This window comes from Saccharopolyspora elongata (genome assembly GCF_004348985.1).
GTDB classification, from domain to species: domain Bacteria; phylum Actinomycetota; class Actinomycetes; order Mycobacteriales; family Pseudonocardiaceae; genus Saccharopolyspora; species Saccharopolyspora elongata.
This window is the reverse complement of sequence record NZ_SMKW01000064.1, coordinates 1-15,952: the sequence shown is the minus strand read 5'-3', so window position 1 is coordinate 15,952 and position 15,952 is coordinate 1. Positions and strand designations below refer to the sequence as shown.

At 67.5% G+C, this 15,952-nt stretch carries 13 protein-coding genes; 3 read left to right on the top strand and 10 right to left on the bottom strand.

Features of this window, described 5'->3' with window-relative positions:
- Positions 1–363 precede the first annotated feature (363 nt).
- The 7 genes from E1288_RS34030 to E1288_RS33995 form a co-directional block, all read right to left on the bottom strand.
- On the bottom strand, positions 364–2,022 hold the full coding sequence (locus tag E1288_RS34030; protein ID WP_132492624.1) for a pyridoxal-dependent decarboxylase: 1,659 nt from the start codon (positions 2,020–2,022) through the stop codon (positions 364–366).
- A 16-nt stretch (positions 2,023–2,038) separates the two neighbouring features.
- Positions 2,039–3,400: a M20/M25/M40 family metallo-hydrolase gene (locus E1288_RS34025; protein ID WP_132492622.1), complete on the bottom strand. Its 1,362-nt coding sequence runs from the start codon at positions 3,398–3,400 to the stop codon at positions 2,039–2,041.
- 785 nt (positions 3,401–4,185) lie between these two features.
- Positions 4,186–5,004, bottom strand: coding sequence for an SAM-dependent methyltransferase (locus E1288_RS34015; protein WP_132492618.1), 819 nt, complete (start codon positions 5,002–5,004; stop codon positions 4,186–4,188).
- 356 nt (positions 5,005–5,360) lie between these two features.
- Positions 5,361–6,554 (bottom strand): ABC transporter permease, encoded by a 1,194-nt coding sequence (locus E1288_RS34010; protein ID WP_132492616.1) that lies wholly within the window; start codon positions 6,552–6,554, stop codon positions 5,361–5,363.
- Positions 6,551–7,273, bottom strand: a complete 723-nt coding sequence (locus E1288_RS34005; RefSeq protein ID WP_132492614.1) for an ABC transporter ATP-binding protein — start codon at positions 7,271–7,273, stop codon at positions 6,551–6,553. Before E1288_RS34005 ends, E1288_RS34010 begins: the two co-directional genes overlap by 4 nt.
- Positions 7,270–8,316 (bottom strand): peptidoglycan-binding protein, encoded by a 1,047-nt coding sequence (locus E1288_RS34000; protein WP_132492612.1) that lies wholly within the window; start codon positions 8,314–8,316, stop codon positions 7,270–7,272. Before E1288_RS34000 ends, E1288_RS34005 begins: the two co-directional genes overlap by 4 nt.
- A 35-nt stretch (positions 8,317–8,351) precedes the next feature.
- Positions 8,352–9,002, bottom strand: a complete 651-nt coding sequence (locus tag E1288_RS33995; protein ID WP_207954704.1) for a hypothetical protein — start codon at positions 9,000–9,002, stop codon at positions 8,352–8,354.
- Between the two features lie 103 nt (positions 9,003–9,105).
- On the opposite strand from E1288_RS33995, the gene E1288_RS33990 reads away from it, so the two are divergent.
- The 3 genes from E1288_RS33990 (at position 9,106) to E1288_RS33980 (ending at position 11,791) form a co-directional block, all read left to right on the top strand.
- Positions 9,106–9,792, top strand: a complete 687-nt coding sequence (locus tag E1288_RS33990) for a response regulator transcription factor (protein ID WP_132492610.1) — start codon at positions 9,106–9,108, stop codon at positions 9,790–9,792.
- Positions 9,793–9,857: 65 nt separating this feature from the next.
- Positions 9,858–11,297 carry a HAMP domain-containing sensor histidine kinase gene (locus E1288_RS33985; RefSeq protein ID WP_328592521.1) on the top strand — a complete coding sequence of 480 codons (1,440 nt, stop codon included), beginning with the start codon at positions 9,858–9,860 and terminating at the stop codon, positions 11,295–11,297.
- The gene (locus E1288_RS33980) at positions 11,294–11,791 is read left to right on the top strand and encodes a GerMN domain-containing protein (protein ID WP_207954703.1); all 498 of its coding nucleotides are present in this window, start codon (positions 11,294–11,296) and stop codon (positions 11,789–11,791) included. Before E1288_RS33985 ends, E1288_RS33980 begins: the two co-directional genes overlap by 4 nt.
- 664 nt (positions 11,792–12,455) lie before the next feature.
- Here E1288_RS33980 and E1288_RS33970 read toward each other — a convergent pair.
- From E1288_RS33970 to E1288_RS33960, 3 genes are all read right to left on the bottom strand, one after another.
- On the bottom strand, positions 12,456–13,967 hold the full coding sequence (locus tag E1288_RS33970) for an alkaline phosphatase D family protein (protein WP_132492606.1): 1,512 nt from the start codon (positions 13,965–13,967) through the stop codon (positions 12,456–12,458).
- 338 nt (positions 13,968–14,305) lie between these two features.
- Positions 14,306–14,428: a hypothetical protein gene (locus E1288_RS49930; RefSeq protein ID WP_268951981.1), complete on the bottom strand. Its 123-nt coding sequence runs from the start codon at positions 14,426–14,428 to the stop codon at positions 14,306–14,308.
- Positions 14,429–14,542: 114 nt separating this feature from the next.
- A complete protein-coding gene (locus E1288_RS33960) occupies positions 14,543–15,646 on the bottom strand; it encodes a hypothetical protein (protein ID WP_132492604.1) in 1,104 nt (367 codons plus the stop codon).
- Positions 15,647–15,952: the final 306 nt, after the last annotated feature.

Here is a 15,952-nt window from a genome sequence, read left to right as displayed (position 1 = left end):
CGGCCTCTTGGGTGGCACAAGCCGCGAAAAAATCGTCATGGACCTTGAAAACGCACCCTATCCCTAACGCCGTGTCCGCCGTGTCTCACCAGTGCGGATGAGGTTGTCGGCAAGGGCAGGCCGAGGTCGTGAATCCGGCCCTGATCCCACCCGCACCGAGCGCCGACACCGAGGCCGAGCCTGCGGCCGCCGTGGGGGTGGTGGGAGCTGCGGCCACTGCCTGAAGGCGATGTCACCAGCTTCCGCGCCGAAGCATTCCGTCGGCTGTCGGCCGCGGAGTTCCAAAGCGTCGACACGGTCTGCGGTTGCGGGCTTGCGGCCGGGGCGGAAGCAGCGCGGTCCGCCCCGGCCGGGGTCAGCGGGTCACATGAACCCGCGGTCGGTGCCCAGCAGGGCCTGCCATTCGGCGGTCTCCGATGCCTGGTAGTCCACGGGCGGCGCGGCCTGGCCCCCGGTGCCGTCCTGCTCGAACGCCTTGCCGTCGGTCTCCAGGTCTTCCAGGAGGTTCTTCAGCGCGCCGTCCTCGCTGACGTGCGGCATGACGAACATGTGGCACATCGTGGTCGTCTCGTCGATCGGGACGCTCGCCAGCGAGTACTTGCGGACGATGTGCTTGTTCGGTTGCAGGAATTGCACGCTGAGCGTTTCCGGTGTGTAGCCGGGGCGCAGGTCCTTGCCGAGCCGCTTCCCGAGTTCCTTGAGCTTGTGGTAGGTGTGGCGGGCGAGCTTGACGCTCTGGGCGATGCGGCGGACCTGCTCCTCCTCGGGGTGCTTGGCGAGCTGGTTCCACAGCACGATGGGCGAGAAACCGTTGCGAGATCCGCCGAACGTAGTGTCCGGCGAGGCCACGTAGGCGGCCATCGGCGGTGGCTGGATCTGGAACTTGCGGCGCGTCATGTAGATCCCGCACGCCCACGGTGATCCGGGGTACTTGTGGCCGCTGGTGACGATGGAGCTGACCTGCTCGACGCGGAAGTCGAAGTCCGGGATGTCGACCTGCTCCCCGTCCAGCAGACCGGCGTCATGCGCCTTCTTCAGGTACGGCAGGTAGGAGGCGCCCAGCGCGCCGTCCACGTGGATCCAGAACGCCCGTCGTTTGCCCTTGATCGGCTTGCCGCCCTTGGTGTTGACGGTGAACTCCCGCTCGCCCATCGAGTAGTGGTCGAACACTTCCTTCTGGAGCCGCTTGGCGATGTGCCCCACGTTGTCGTAGGCGCCTTTGAACGTGGTGCCCAGATTGCAGACCACCAGCACCGGGTGCCCCCGCCGGGCGAAGAAGTCCACAGTGGTCACAAGCCGCTGGACGTTGATGCTGCCGTCGTCGTTGGACGGGATCTCGGCGGGCCAGCAGTCCTGGTAACCGCAGGTCTCGTACTCGCGGAACTCGCTGTAGTACTTGTTGCCGACCTCACCGAAGGTCGGGATGGCGAGCGTGTGCGCGGCTTTGGCGACCGAGTAGTGGCTGTCCTGCGAGAAGAACGCCACCGGCTGCAATGCGTTGGCCCGCTTGGTCGGCGTGTCCAGGTAGGGCGCGCTGACCGCGGCCTGCGACATGAGCAGACCCGGGTCCGCGCCGGGGTTGGCGAGCAGGATCTTGCCGGACAGGTAGTCCCGGGCGTTGAGCAGCCCGTAGACGTTGCCCTCGGAAGAGCCCATGGACAGCACATAGCCCCACGCGCTCTTCCACGCCTGCTCGCTGGTGGACGCGTCGTGCGGCCCGATGCCCCACAGCTCCGCGTACCGCTTGAGCACCGCCTTCTCCAGCGGCTTGGTGTGCGTGGCGAGGTTGGAGTCGACGTAGGGATCGCCGATGTTGTTCGTGTGCACGCCGAGGAAGTGCGACAGGTCCTCCCGGATCTCGTGCAAGTCCTGGTTCACCTGGTAGCCGAGGAAGTGCTCCTGGTAGTAGTCCAGGTACTTCTTCAGCTCCCCGAGCCGGGCCGTGCGTTCCTTGTCGCTGAGTCCCTTGCTGGACAGCTCGAACGACTTGTCGTCCAGCTTGGGCGGTTCCTGCGCGGTCATCTCATCCTCCTGGTGATCACTGCTGGGACAGGGCTTTGAGGAACAGGGCCTGGGCGAGCGTCATCCGCTCCAGTTCGTCGAGGTGGACGCTCTCGCCGGGTGCGTGGATGCGGGCAGCGGGCTCCTCGCAGCCCCATAGCAGCACCGGCGCGTCGGGCTTGCGGGCCTGGAGCAGGTTGACGAGCGGGATCGAGCCGCCTTGGCCGAGCGTGGTGGGGGCCTGCCCGTACGCCTCCTGCAACGCCGCCTGGGCCTTGGCGAAGGTGGTCGAGCCGGTCCGGGCTTCGAAGCCCTCGCCGCCACCGGCATAGGTCACCTCGACGGGCAGGAACCACGGGCGATGCTGGTCGATGTGCCTGCGCAGCGCCGCGACCGCGTCGGCGGGCTTCTGCCCCGGCACCAGCCGGATGCTCACGCGGGCGGTTGCCTCGGACTGCAGCGCGTTGAGTGACTTGTGGACGGGCGGCGGAGCGCCGTCGAGCCCGGTCACGTTGATCGACGGCTTGAAGTAGAGCCGTTGCGCCACGGACCCGGTGCCGATCAGTGGTACGCCGCAGCGCACACCCGCGTTCTGCCGGTAGGTCGTCTCGTCGGGATGGTCGGCACCGGTCCACGGCTTGCTGAGCAGGCCCTCGACCGCCACGTCTCCCTTGTCGTCGTGCAGCGTCGCCAGGATGCGGGTCAACGCCATGAACGCGTCCGGGGCCGGACCGCCGTACATCCCCGAGTGCACGGGCGCGTCGAGCGTCCGCACCGTGACGTCGGCCTGGGCGATCCCGCGCAGCGTGGCGGTCAGCGCCGGACGGCCGACCGCGATACCGCCGGTGTCGGCGACGACGTAGGCGTCGGCCTTGAACCTGTCCTTGTTCTCCGGCTTCGCCAGGTACTCCTCCAGCGAGCCGGTACCGCTCTCCTCCTCACCCTCGATGAGGATCTCCAGGTTCACAGGCGGGTTTTTGTCGAATGCCCGCAGCGCGCCGACGTGCATCATGATCCCGGACTTGTCGTCGGCCGCACCACGCCCCCGCAAGCGGCCGTTCACCTCCGTGGGCGTGAAGGCTTCCGTCTCGTTCCACGACCCGGCCGGTTGCACGTCGTAGTGCGCGTAGAGCAAGACCGTCGGCTTGCCCGTCCGGCCGGTGACCGTGCCGTGCACCAGTGGTGCCCTGCCGGATCCGATTTTCACGGTCGTGGCGTCGCTGACCCCGGCCTCCTTCAGCAGTGACACGACCTTGTTGGCCGCTTCCGTGGTGGCGCCGCCCGCCGTGGACCTGATCCTGACCAGGTCGCACAGGTCGGACTTCAGAGTGCTCATGAGCGACGACACCTTCTGCTTCAGCGCGGTGTCGCCGGACGTCGTGGCGGTGTCGATGACCATCGGACTCCTCGTGTCGCACGCACGGGACCACGCCGTCCGCGCGTGGCGCGAGCGGCGGAGAACCAGTTTGTTCTGGGAAGATCCCCGGCTGGGGTGGGACTCGGGTCAGGTGCGTCGCACGGTCAATGTGAGCGTCCACAAAGGACTAGTTGCTGCCGTGCGCGGCGACGGTGGACGACCGGCTCGCCGTGGGGTGGATGGGGAAAACTCGCGCACCCTGACCTCTCGAACGTTGGCGAAGGGGACGACACCTGTATCCCACAGCCGTGGAACCGCTGGCGACCGGAACGGGACACCTTCACTCGCCGGGTGGTCGAGAACCCGCGTTCGGCCCAAAGCTAATTCACGATCCGTGTCTCGACTCCGACGAATGGTTGATCATGCGGCGGCCGACTCGCGATGGGTGTCCGCAGAGCGTCGAAAAGGCTGACAGCGCAACAAAAAGACTCTGTTGATCTATGTTGAGGCTGCCGTCCAGGCGCGCGTCTTCGTATGTCAGGTGGGCGGTCTGGGTTGGATCGGGGATCGTTCCGGCAAGGGGTGCGGCGGGCGGGCGTTCGCGATGCGTTGGTGAGGCCGGTGCGAGTTGTAAAACTCCTCGAGCTCCCGTTGGGCGTGCAGCAGGTGCCGCTGGTTCCAGATCAGGGTGCGGTCGAGGAGTTCGTGGCGCCCAGCCACACCGCACGGTCGCGTTGCTGCTCTTCGCGGCGAGCACTGCTTTCATCTGGTTCAGGTCCGTGTGCCTCGAGCGAGCCCCGGGGCTATCCAGGCACAGCGGGCTTGGCTCAGGGCTTGCGGGAGATGGCGCCGTACATGGCGATGTCGGCCTCCGGGATGGCGAGGTCGGCGTCGGAGTCCGGGCGCCACTTGTGCATCTGGACGATCCCGGGCTCGACCAGTTCGAGGCCGTCGAAGAATCGGGCGGCCTGGGCCCGGGAGCGCCAGCGCAGGGTCTCGCCGTGCTCGTGGTAGGTCCGGCGGACCTCCGCCAGCATCTCCGGGGCGAAGTCGTCGGTGGCGATCGTGGCGGCCATGTAGCTGCCGGAGGGCAGCACGTCGATGATCCGCCGCACGACGTCCAGTGCCTCGTCGTCGTCTTCGATGAAGTGCACGACCGCAATGAGCATCAGCCCGATCGGCCGGCTCGGGTCCAAGGTCTCGCGGAACTCCTGGGAGGTCAGGATCGTGTCCGGGTCGCGTAGGTCGGCGTCCACGTAAGCAGTGCAGCCCTGCTTGGTGCTGGACATCAGCGCGCGGGCGTGCACGAGCACGATGGGGTCGTTGTCGGTGTAGACGACGCGGGCCTCCGGCCGCACCTCCTGCACGACCTCATGCAAGTTCGGCGAGGTGGGAATGCCGGTACCGATGTCCAGGAACTGGTCGATGCCGCACTCGGCGGCAAGGTAGCGGCCGGCGCGGTGCATGAATTCGCGGTTGGCGCGCATGTGCACTGGAAGCGCGGGCCAGACCTGTTTGGTGGCCTCCGCGGCGGCCCGGTCGACGGCGTAGTTGTCCTTGCCGCCGAGGATGTAGTCGTAGATTCGCGCGCCGTGCGCCCGCTCGGTCCGCAGGTCGACGCTGCCGTGCCGAATCCCGTCGCTCATCGTGTTCCTCCCGATCGCAGCACCTCGGTGCTTTCAGCGATCAACATTGTCGTCCACGGATCCGATAGAGAGATGTGCTTGCCCGAGCAGCAACTCTACCGGCGCGACTTGCACTCGTCGCAGCCTGCGATCAGGCAATGCGAAGGACGGTCAAGAGGACGCGGGTGTGTCGTGCGCTTGGTGTTGGTCGAGCGGCGACCTGGTCCTGGCCGTAATGACCGTCTGTCGGCTAATGCGGTTCACCAGGTTGCCTGCCGCCAGCGCCACTCCGGTGTGGGCGCGCGCTGGTCTTGGGCCAGGACTAGCCCCGCGCACGTTGGCAGGTCGGACACGCGGAGTTGGGCGGGTCTTGCGGTTCATGTGGTGTTGAGAGCGACCGTGGGATGCAGTCGTGAGGCGCGGATGGCCGGGTAGAGACCGGCGATGGCGCCGATGACCAGTGTTGCCCCGATGCCGCCGCCCAGCGCCCACGCCGGGACGACTGCGGTCCATCCCTGTGCGGCGGCGAAGGTGGCGGTTGCGATCGTTCCCAATGCCGCACCGGTCGCGCCGCCGAGCACGGACAGCAGCAGGGATTCGGTGAGGAACTGGATCCGGATGTGGCCTTTGGTCGCGCCGAGGGCGCGACGCAGGCCGATCTCCTGGCGGCGTTCCAGAACGGAGATGATCATTGTGTTGGCGATGCCGACACCGCCGACGAGCAGCGCCACGGCGCCCAGCCCCAGCATGAGAGTGGTCAGTCCCTTGTCGGTGGCTGCGCGGGCGGCGAGCGCGTCGGATGGCCGGCTGACGTTGACCGATTCCGGGGCGCCGGGGTTGACGGTGCGGGCGAGGACATCGCGGACGGCTTCCACCGATTCGTCCGGGGATCGTTCGAAGACGGTGGTGGGGTGCCCGTCGAACCCGAGGTATCGCTCGGCGGCGGGGAACCCGACCATGGCTACCCGGTCCAACTGCGGCACGAGTTCCACCGGGGCGAGTACGCCGATGACGACGAACCAGGTGTCGTTGAGGAGGATTCTCTCACCGGCAACGGTCACCCCCAGGCGTTCGGCGGCGATGTGCCCGAGTACTGCTGCGGGCAGGTTCTCACTGGCGGGCGTGAACCAGGTTCCACTGTCAACCTGAGCGTTCAAGGCATCCAGCAGGTCCAAGCGAGCCGCTTGCACGGTCACGCCCGCGGGCATCTCCTTGGGGACCACGTCGCTGCGGCGTACCCGCGCATCGACTTCGGCGGTCGCGGTGGCCTTCTCGACGGGCCCGATCCGATTCACCATGGCGACCGCGTTCTTGGGCAGTTTGACCGGATCGCCGTCCAAGTCCTTGCCTGCTTCGGCGGTGAGCAGGTTGGTGCCCAGCCGATCCAGTTGTGACATGAGATCCGCCCGGCTGGACGTGGACAGGCCGATGACGGCCACCATCGTCGCGATACCGATCGCGACGCCCAGGGCGGAAAGCACAACCCGGGTGCGCCGGGCTCGCAAGCCGGTCGCGCCGGTCCGCAGGATGTCGGCAGGCGACATGCGTGCGGCGGTAAGCCTCCCGCTCATCGGCTTACCTCCTGGCGCGCGACAACCCCGGTGCCCGTGCACGCATCGGAGACGATCTCACCGTCTCGGAACCGGATCTGTCGTGGCATCGCATCGGCGATGTCGTTGTCGTGGGTGATCACGGCGACGGTCGTGCCTGCCCGGTGAAGCTCGCGCAGCAGCTCCATGACCACCTCACCGGATGCGGTGTCCAGTGCGCCGGTGGGCTCGTCGGCCAACAGCAGGTCCGGGGAGCCGACCAGGGCGCGGGCGATCGCCACCCGTTGCTTCTCCCCGCCGGAGAGCTGGTTCGGCTCGTGGCCGAGCCGGTGTCCCAGCCCTACCCGTTCCAGAGCGGTGCGGGCGCGGTCGCGACGCTGCCTGCGGGGGACGCCCGCGTAGAGCAGTCCGTCGGCCACGTTGGTCACCGCATCGCGTCCTGGGGCGAGGTGGAAATGCTGGAAGACGAACCCGATGTGCCGGGCGCGCAGCGTTGAGAGCTCGGTGTCGGACAACGCGCCCACGTCGTACCCCGCGACCTCGACCTGGCCACTCGATGCCCTGTCCAGAGTGCCGATCAGGTTGAGCAGCGTCGACTTACCGGATCCGGATGGACCGACTATCGCCACCAGTTCGCCTTGGCACACCCGCATGTTCACGCTGCGAAGCGCATGGACGCCGCCGGGATAGGTCTTGGTGGCTTCCCGCAGCTCGATGACGGCCGGTGCCGGGTTGTTCACGTCGTGGCCACCCCGACCTTCATACCTTCGGCCAAGCCTGGACCGGTCACCTCGATACGCCCGTCGGCGGTCATGCCGGGCTCGACGCGGACGACCCGGACCTGGTTGCCGGTCACGACCTGAAGTCCGTACCCGCCTTCCCGCAGCGCCACGATCGCCTCCACCGGGACCGTCAGCACGCCTCGGCGACTTTCCTGGATGAACCGCACGCTCGCCGTGCCCTGGGCGCCTGGGTTCTGCACCGGCTCGGCCAGGGTGATCTCCACCTTGAGGCCCGACTGCGTGGAACTGCCGCTTGTCCCGCCGCTGCTGGGATCAGAGGTGGTGTCGGGCTGGATGGTTTTGGAGACCTCGCCGTGGACGGTCGTGCCTTCCGGCAGGGTGACCTCGACCTTGGTCCCGGTTCTGGCCAGGTCCTGATCGGACTGATCGAGGTCGGCCAGGATGATCGGTTGCGGAGATGCCACCGTGAGCACCGGCTTGTCCGGGCCGACCCGCTCGGCGAGCGGTGCGTCCGCGGACACCACCCGGACGGCCTCCGGCTGGAAGACGACATCGCCCTGGCCGACCACGCCGCTGGGATCGATGATGCCGAGGTCCTTCTGCCAGGACTTCACCGCGGCCTCGGTGGCGCCGTCGAACTCCTGGGTGGCCTTGAGCCCGCGGCCGTAGCCCAGAGCACGCAGGTTCTGGTGGAGCTGCCGGACATCCGGCCCTTTGTCACCGAGCTTCATGTCGCGGAAGACCGGCGTCGTGCCGTAGAGCAGCACGACCGGCCTGGCATTCAAGCTGTAGAGCGCCTGACCGCGCTCCACCGTCTTGCCCACGGTGGCGGCCGTGGTCACGGTGCCGTCCACCGCAGCCTTCACCGCGCGGCGCGAGGCGAAGTCCCAGTGACCGTCCACGGTCTTGCTCTCGACCAGGTCGGTCCGGGTGATCTCGGTGGTGGAAGGGGGCAGCGCAGATGCTCTGTCCTCATTGGCCCCCTGGTTCCCGCAACCGGCCAGCACCAGCGTGCTGCCCCCCACCGCCGCTGCGGCCATCGCAACGGCGGCGCTCCTGAGTGCCGTGCGTCGATTCACTGCATGCCGTCCAGACCGTCGAGCAGCTTGTCCTTGCACGCCTCGCGAGCCTGCTTGTAGGCGGGCGAGTCCTGATCGATCGACATGCCGGTGGGATTCGCGTCGCCACCGGGTATGACCTGGCCGCCCTGCATCGTGGGATTGGTGAAGGCGGACACGCCGTTGTTACGCATGCACTTGGCGTGCTCCAACATCGACTCGTACTCCTGCTGGGCGTCCCGCTGGGGTTCAAGCGCATCCGCCGCCTGCATCTCCGGCATGCAGGTCCTCATGGCTTCAGTGAGCTTGTCCTGGCCCTGCCGGGCGTTCGGCCCGGACTGCAGCCTTGCCTGGACGACCTGGATCTTCGACCAGTCGGAATAGCCGCTCAGCTTGGGATCCGGCCAGTCCTCGATACCGTTCCTTCGCATGCACTGCACGTACTTGAGCTGCGCGTCGAAGAAGGCGCTCTTGCCGCCCTGCCGGCCAGCCGGGGCCGGCTCCCCCGCTGCCGGGGAAGCGGGCGGCGGGTCGCCGGCCGAGGCGATTCCGTCGCCGGGCTGGTCCTGCCCGCCGCATGCGGTCAGAAGCACGGCAAGGGCAGCGGTGATCAGGGTCGCAGCACGCAGGCCGGGGGGCTTGCGGCTCGCGCCGTCGAATCGGGTCATGGGATTCACCCTCGCGGCCCGATGTGATGGCACCTCCATGACGGTGTGATGAGCACGTAACAAAGATCGGAGGACGCAGGTCGTCGTGCCCATAATGGGCGTCATGCCGCACGTCCTGCTCATCGAAGACGACCACTCCGTGCGAAACGGCATCGAACTCGTCCTGCGCCGGCACAACCACCACGTACACGCGGTCGGCACCGGTGAGGAAGGACTGGCCCTGCTGCGCTCACGGCCCGTCGGAAACCAGATCGAGATCGTGGTGCTCGACCTGATGCTGCCCGGTATGGACGGCTTCGAGGTGTGCCGCCGCACCCGGGCCCTGGGCGCGACGCCGATCATCATGCTCACCGCCCGCGGCGACGACCTCGACATCGTCAGCGGCCTCGAGGCGGGCGCCGACGACTACGTCGTGAAACCGATCACCGCCCGCGTGCTGGAGGCGCGAATCCGCGCCGTGCTCCGTCGCGTCGAACCGGCCCGCACCGACACCACCGAGCTCGACGGTCTGGTGATCGACCGGGCCGCGCTGACCGTCACCAAACACGGCACGCCGATCGTGCTGCCGCCCACCGAACTGCGGCTGTTGCTGGAGCTCTCCGGTGCATCCGGCCGGGTCCTCAGTCGCGAACAGCTCCTCGACTTGGTGTGGGAGCACGGCTTCCTGGGCGACTCCCGGCTGGTCGACGCCTGCGTCAGACGGCTGCGCACCAAGATCGAGGACATCCCCGCACAACCCCGCTACATCCAGACCGTGCGCGGGTTCGGCTACCGCTTCGGACGGCCATGAGCCGGTTCGATTCCCGTCGAGGACTCCGCCCACGTGCACGCATCCGCTCCAGGCAGGCAGTCCAGGTGACGAACCGGGCGATGCCGCTGCTCGGAAGCCTGCGCACCCGGCTGATAGCCGCTTTCGTGCTGGTCGCAGCGCTGAGCGCGGTCACGGCCACCGCCCTGGCGTACCACGAGTCGCGGAGCTTCATCGTGACCCGCACCCAAACCGCGCTCGAACAGGACTTCCGACAGCGCGTCAGCGGCCTCGCACGGGAATTCGACGTTCCCCCCAGCCGGCAGACGCTCAAGCGCTTCGCCGGTGACGTGTCCCAGGCCGGTCTCCGCGATGCCGACGTCATCGTCGGCTACCAGGGCCTCACCGCATCGTCCCGTCCCGGGGCGGACGAATCGCGCATCACGCCCACCATGCGAGCCGCTGTCCGGACGGGGGACCGACTCAACGTCCAACGCATCACAAAGGATGGGCGGCCCTGGCTGGTACTCGGCACCCCGGTCACCTTCGAGGAATCCCACCGCACGTCCGGACTCGAGGTCTACGCCATCGTGTCCCTCCAGGACGAGGAACGCGACGTCAGCGACCTGCTGCGCACGGTCCGCAACGGCACGATCCCCGTCATCATCCTCGCCGCCGTCCTGGCTCTGCTCGCCGCACGCACCGTCCTGCGCCCGGTGCGGAACCTGGGCGACGCCACCCGCAGGCTCGCCGCCGGAGAACTCGGTGCCCGAGCCCAGCCGACCGGCCGCGACGAACTGGCCGACCTGGCGCACACCTTCAATGCCACCGCCCAAGCCCTGCAGACCAGCGTCACCGACCTGCGCGAGCAGGAGGCCACGGCACGCAGGTTCGCCGCGGACGTCTCCCATGAGCTGCGCACGCCACTCACCGCGATGACCATCGTGTCCAACGTGCTCGACGAAGAAGCCGACCAGCTCCCGCCAGACAGCGCGACCGCGATGCGCACCGTCAGCGCGGAAACCGCCAAGCTGGCACGACTCGTCGACGACCTCATCGAAATCTCCCGGTTCGACGCCAAAGCCATCCACCCCAATCGCAGTGAGATCGACGTCGGCGACACGATCTGCTCCACCCTCACCGTCCGCGGCTGGCATGACGATGTCCACACCGACCTACCCGACGAGAGCGTCCGCGCTCTGCTCGACCGCCGCCGCTTGGACGTGATCGTGGCCAACCTGGTCGGCAACGCCCTGCGCCACGGTGCGCCCCCCGTCACCGTCACGCTGCGCGCATCCGACGCGGAGATCACCATCGAGGTCACCGACCACGGACCGGGGCTCAACCCGGAGGTCATCCGGCACGTGTTCGACCGCTTCTACAAAGCCGACACCGCACGCACCCGATCCGAAGGCAGCGGCCTGGGCATGGCCATCGCCCAGGAGAACGCCCACCTCCACGGTGGAACGATCCACGCTGACAACGGTCTCGAAGGCGGCGCCGTGTTCACCCTGCGCCTGCCCCGCCACGTGGAAGGAACACCGTGATCCGCAGTCGCGCAGTCCTGGCTGCCGTCGCCCCCTTCGTCGCAGCACTCGCCGGCTGTGGCGTCCAGCCCACCGACGTACTCGGTGCCGGCGAACCGGCCACCGGCCTTCCCCAGGGCATGCGCGTGTACTTCGCCTCCGACTCCGGGCTGCGTGGCGTAGCGCGCCCCGGCGTGGAGATCAACGATCTCCGCGTGGCCATCAAACTGCTCCTTGGCGGCCCCAACGAGACCGAGCTGCACAGTGGGCTGTCGACCCTCTTGCGGGACGACCAGGAACTCCACGCGACCTCCGACCGAGGCCAGGTCACCGTCGAACTGCCCGACACACCAGTCGAAACCTCCCCGGGCATTTTCACCGGGCAAGTGGTCTGCACCCTGGCCCGTGCCGAATCCCTCCTGCACGGGACCCGCCCCGACGAAGTCCAGGTCACCCTCGTCGGCCCCAACCGCACGGTGGGGCCGTACCGATGCCCCCAGTTCCTCACCCGTTGAACCCACATGCCGCCCGCTGGGACACCCTTCGGCAGGATGCGCACGCAGCCCGGTGAACCCCACACAGCCCTCCTGCCAGCCAGGCCACAGGTTGCTGCCCCTCCGACAACTCCGCCGCGAGTACGTACAAGCGCGCCCGGACAAGGTGATCCGGCGTTAGCGCTGGTTGGAATCCCCCGGCTTTAGCCGTGGGGAGGACGTCAACGTTTCGAAGAAGTCGCATGCGAGGAGTGCGTTTGCTCGGGAGCGCAGGAAGTCCGCCCAGGTGCTGGAGACGCGCCGGACCAGCAACCGCATCCGGTGCAGCACGTGCGTTGGCAGCTGGTGTAGCAGCGCGGCCAGGAAGGCGTGGTCGCCTGATCGGAATGGGTCCGCTGGTGGCGACAACGCAGCCGTGCAACGACAATCCCCGGTGCGAACCCCTCGATGAGGGGATCCGCCAGCCAGTGGGTGGGTGAGACCTTCTTCGACTGCAACAACGGATGGTTCTGAAAACCCGGAGCCGCCACGGGCTCCTGCCAATGCCCCGAAGGTCGGCAGGAGTCCACATTTGGCGACAACATCCCATTGCCGAGCCAGGGGGACGGCCATCGCCGCGTGAACCTCTGATGCAACCGGGGGGGGGGGGGCGTCCGCTCGGGAGCCCTGCCGGTTGCGGAGCGGTTTACTCCGGCGGCGCGAGTTCGATCGTGTGGAGGACGATCCCGTCGATGTCGCGGAGCCGGACCGTCATGGCACGGGTGGCGTGGTCGATGGCGACCTCGCCGAAGAACTGGTACCCGAAGCCGGGGTTGCCGACCTGCTGTGAGGGCGCTGCCTTGGAGTAGACGACCTCGGGGCCGAACGTGGGGTCGACCCGATTCGGTTGCGGGGCAACGCCGACCGCCGCGTTGAGCGGGCCGGAGACGAACTCCCAGAACGGATCGAAGTCGGTGAAGCTCGCGCGGGACGGGTGGTAGTGGTGCGCGGCGGTGTAGTGCACGTCGCCGGTGACCCACACCATGCCGGTGATGTGGTGGCGCTTGGCGAAGGACAGGAGCTCGGCGATCTCCAGCTCCCGGCCCAACGGGGCCCCGGGGTCGCCCTGTCCGATCGCCTCGATCGCGGCGCCGTCCGGAACGACCAGGCTGATCGGCAGGTCCGCGGCCAGGACCTTCCAGGTGGCACGAGAGGCGCGCAGTTCGTCCCTGAGCCAGTCGAGCTGCCGACGTCCGAAAACGCCACCGTCGCTCTTGGTTTCCAGGCCGGGCGTATTCGAGTCCTTGTACGAACGCATGTCGATGACGAACACGTCGAGCAGTTCGCCGTACCGCTTGACCTTGTAGACGCGGCCTTCCTCATCGCCGCGGATGGTGGTCGGCAGGTATTCGTGGAAGGCCTGGCGCGCCCGCGCGGCCAGTACGTCGACTCGCTTCTCGGTGTACCGGCTGTCGTCGAGGATCTCGCCGGGATACCAGTTGTTGACGACTTCGTGATCGTCCCACGAGTTGATCTGCGCTACCTCGGCGTTGAACCGGCGCATGTTCTCGTCGAGCAGGTTGTAGCGGTAGTTGCCGCGGTACTCGTCCAGCGTTTCGGCGACCTTGGACTTCTCCGGTGTGACGATGTTGCGCCACGTGGTGCCGTCGGCGAGCGGCTTCTCGGCCGGGATGACGCCGTCGGCGTAGATCAGGTCTCCGGAGCAGATGAAGAAGTCCGGGTTCAGCGCGCGCATCGATTCGAAGATCCGGTAGCCGCCGCGGGACGGATCGATGCCCCAGCCCTGGCCACCGAGGTCGGCGGACCACAGGAAGCGAATGTCGGAAGCTCCGGTTGGCGCCGTGCGAAGCCGACCGAACGCTGGCTCGCCGGTGAGCGCGTCATCGTCCGGGTCGGCCAGGATGACGCGGTAGAAGACGTCCTGCCCGGCGGGAAGCTTGCGCAGCTGGACCTTTCCGGTCAGATCGTGGCTGGGGTCCAGGATCGGCCCGCGCACGCGTTCTACGCTGCGGAAACTCTCGGTCGGGCTGACCTCGACGAACATCCGAGCCGGCTGGTCGGCTCGGGCCCACACGACCCCACTTGACGCCGAGACATCACCGGTCTGGACGCCGTGGCTGATCTGTGGACGACCGGAACGCACCAAGGCCGGCGCGGCGAACCCCTGCGACGGCAGCAGGAGCGATGCTCCGGTCATCCCGGCGCCCAGAAGCACCGCGCGGCGACTCAAATGGCGGCCGGACTGGCCACGAGGGACAGAAGAAGATGGTTCAGACAAGGATGCTCCCCGAGATCGACGTTCGTCGCTCAAGGTTTATCCAGGCGCGATGAAAGTCCGGTGTTGTCTTGAAGAACAACGCACCACTTCCGGCGGACAACCCGAACGGGACTGCGAAAGATTCGCATGTCGAGAGCCGCTCGGGCCGTCGTCCGACGCGCCGCGCAAGCCATTCCGCAAGCTCTTGCTGCAACTGAACATGAGTGATGTCTTTCTGTGGCGCGCCGAACTCACGGGTACCCGCCCGCGCCGAACGGTCAACCTCCGAGGGCCTGTTCTGCTCCTGGGTGGCGGGGGACCAACGATGTCGTCAGGTCGGTGACCTCCGGGGTCGGCAGGCCGCCGGACCAGAACAGGCCGTCCACAGTGCCCGGCTTCATGCCGTCCACCGCCATGCCCAATGCGAGGCGCTGCGCCTGGATGTCGGTGCCCGGGTTCAGTCCCGCTCGCGTTGCCGGGGAAGTTGTCGGCTTCCCCGGCTGTTCAGCGGGTGTTCAGCGGAGGTGGGGGAGGTCGAGCTTCTCCCACAGCTCTGCCAGTTTTTGCGTCTTCTCCTCGTTGCGCCAGTCGTCGACGTATTGGTGGAGCACGAGGGTCAGTCTGCGGGCGCGTTCGTACCGTTCGTCGCTCCAGGTCCTCAGCCGCTCCAGGGCTGCGTGCACCGGTTCGAAGTCCGCGGAAGCGGGGAACAAGTGGAGGCCGATATCGGCCAGCGCGGGCTGGCTCACCTTCTTGAAGGTGAGGGCGGATTCGAAGGGGAACCGGATCACGCTGCCCTCGCTCGTGTGGTTCTCCTCCACCTGGTCGACGACGATGTCCAGCCACGGGTTGCTCGCCAGGAACTCGCCGTACCGGATCAAGGCCCACGGGAGCAGTCCCTCGGTCCCGGAGCTGCTCGGGTGGGCCTCGTCGGCGGCGTAGAAGAGCGCCCGGCTCGCGCGTTCGTTCTCTCCCTGCTCGTGGAGCACGTGTCCTTCGAGATAGCTCGCGTAGGCCGCGAGCAGGCCGTCGCAATGCGATCTCGCACTGCTCAGCGGCTTGCGGGCCGCGGCCGAGTCGCCGGTCTGGATCAGGACGTTGCCCAAGAGGAGTTTGGTGATGTCCCGCTGGTTCAGGATGGCGCTGATGGCATCGTCGTCGTACTCGGACTCGTTCTCCCACGCTCCTTCGAGGTGGGTGAGGGCTTGTTCGAATCCCTGCCGGGCGGCCGTCAGGTCTCCGGTGAGCTGGTCGGCGAGGTTGCTGAGCAGGGGCTCGGGTCCTGCGATGTGCTTCTCGAAGTCCGAGGAGAGCATCACCACGGCCAAGGGACCGAGCCAGGGGTCCTCGCCCGAGGCGACCTGTTCCAGCCACTTCTTGCAGGTGGCGCTGAGGCCGTTCTCGGCGAGTTCGATCCCCGCCAGCGCCATGGCCGCGTGTCCGGACAGGGCGGTGCGCCCCGATTCGGCGATCGTGCTCAGCGAGGTCTGTGCTTGCGCGACGTCGCCTGCCCGGTAGGCGGCCAGTTCGCGTTCGACTTCGTCCGGAATCGGGCTCAGGGGGTCCGGGGGAAGTGGCAGTGGCAATCGGTGGGCGTCCAGCAGGGATTGTTCGGTCACGCCGCTGCGTCCTTTCATCGGATCGTTGCAGCGCAGCTTGGCAGAAATGGCCGACAGTTCGATCAACAATCGTCGAAGAAGCGTTGGTGCGATTGCGGAAGTGGTGTTTCGCATTGCCGGGGAAGTTGTCGGCTTCCCCGGCTGATCCGCTGGTGTAGCAGCGCGGCCAGGAAGGCGCGGTCGCCTGATCGGAATGGGTCCGCTGGTGGCGACAACGCAGCCGTGCAACGACAATCCCCGGTGCGAACCCCTCGATGAGGGGATCCGCCAGCCAGTGGGTGGGTGAGACCTTCTTCGACTGCAACA

What these genes read in the sequence shown, in the direction of transcription:
- E1288_RS34030 (WP_132492624.1), bottom strand. Translation starts at nt 2,022, where the DNA reads ATGACCGCGCAGGAACCGCCCAAGCTGGACGACAAGTCGTTCGAGCTG.
- E1288_RS34025 (WP_132492622.1), bottom strand. Translation starts at nt 3,400, where the DNA reads ATGGTCATCGACACCGCCACGACGTCCGGCGACACCGCGCTGAAGCAG.
- E1288_RS34015 (WP_132492618.1), bottom strand. Translation starts at nt 5,004, where the DNA reads ATGAGCGACGGGATTCGGCACGGCAGCGTCGACCTGCGGACCGAGCGG.
- E1288_RS34010 (WP_132492616.1), bottom strand. Translation starts at nt 6,554, where the DNA reads ATGAGCGGGAGGCTTACCGCCGCACGCATGTCGCCTGCCGACATCCTG.
- E1288_RS34000 (WP_132492612.1), bottom strand. Translation starts at nt 8,316, where the DNA reads ATGGCCGCAGCGGCGGTGGGGGGCAGCACGCTGGTGCTGGCCGGTTGC.
- E1288_RS33995 (WP_207954704.1), bottom strand. Translation starts at nt 9,002, where the DNA reads ATGACCCGATTCGACGGCGCGAGCCGCAAGCCCCCCGGCCTGCGTGCT.
- E1288_RS33990 (WP_132492610.1), top strand. Translation starts at nt 9,106, where the DNA reads ATGCCGCACGTCCTGCTCATCGAAGACGACCACTCCGTGCGAAACGGC.
- E1288_RS33970 (WP_132492606.1), bottom strand. Translation starts at nt 13,967, where the DNA reads ATGACCGGAGCATCGCTCCTGCTGCCGTCGCAGGGGTTCGCCGCGCCG.
- E1288_RS49930 (WP_268951981.1), bottom strand. Translation starts at nt 14,428, where the DNA reads ATGAAGCCGGGCACTGTGGACGGCCTGTTCTGGTCCGGCGGCCTGCCG.